This is a genomic window from Peribacillus sp. P4_C12 (genome assembly GCF_056402095.1).
The window spans coordinates 1-1148 of the sequence record NZ_JBFUIB010000874.1 but is presented as its reverse complement, the minus strand read 5'-3'; the positions used below and the strand labels follow the sequence as shown (position 1 = coordinate 1148).

1 protein-coding gene is annotated in these 1148 nt (G+C 42.2%); it reads right to left on the bottom strand.

Annotated features, from left to right (window positions below; all coding sequences use genetic code 11):
* A partial coding sequence (gene mutL, locus AC1DUW_RS29850) for a DNA mismatch repair endonuclease MutL (protein ID WP_477644310.1) occupies positions 1-1148 on the bottom strand: 1148 nt, incomplete at both ends.

Genomic DNA, 1148 nt, shown 5'->3' with positions numbered 1-1148 from the left:
ATACAGGCCATTTTCGTTTTGAGCGAAAATATACGTACCATGCATTTGCCCGATAGGGTACATGGGCGGGATGCGGCTTGCCGATTCATCGATTTCGATCTCTTCCTCTTGTTCGACTGTATATGTTGTATACCCTTTTGCGGATTCGAAATATGGTCTTCTTTCGTCTTCCGGAATGACCGGGATATACGTGTCTGCCATTTGCTGCTGTTCGTCACTACTGTAAACTAATTCCTCTATTGGTTCGATATTCACGATTTCTTCAACAGGATCTTGATAGTTCTTCTGTTCCTGATTTTCTCGAATCAAGGTATTCTTCAGGAGTGAGGCTTCTTTCTTTGCTTCTTCAAGGACCCGCTTCCCGCTTTCCACGACATGATCTAAATCTAGCGTAGTTTGCTCACTTTTTACCTGTTCCAGCTTTGGTGAGGGTGTATATCCACTTGGAATTAAAGACAGTTTTTTGAACGCAGATTTAATTGTTTCTGACACAAGACTGTACAATTCCTGTTCCTTACTAAGCCTTACCTCCATTTTAGATGGATGAACGTTGACATCGACCAAAATTGGATCCATTTCAATATTTAATAATGCAATCGGGAAACGGCCAATAGGAAGAAGCGTATGATACCCATCCAAGATTGCTTTCACAAGTGCATAGTTTTTTATAAACCGACCGTTTATCATCGTTGATATATAATTTCGTGAGGCACGAGTGACCTCGGGCATAACGATATATCCAGATAGAGTGAAGTCCAATGAACTTGCCTGAATTGGAATCATCTTTTTAGCGATATTCATACCGTAGATTGCTGCTAGTACTTGCCGCACATCCCCATTACCATTCGTATGCAGGATACGCTTATCATTGTGTGATAAACGTATCGAAACATCCGGGTGGGAAAGTGCCAGYCGGTTAGCGACATCCGTAATATTACCGAGTTCGGTATGAATTGTTTTCATATATTTCAACCGGGCAGGTGTATTATAAAACAAGTCGGAAACCATGATATCCGTACCTTTCCGACTGGAAGAAGCTTCGAGTTCCTTAACCATGCCCCCTTCAAGAAGTATACGTGTTCCTACTCCTTCACCGGTGCAGCTTTTCAGTTCGAAACGAGAAACTGAAGCGATACTCGGCATAGCTT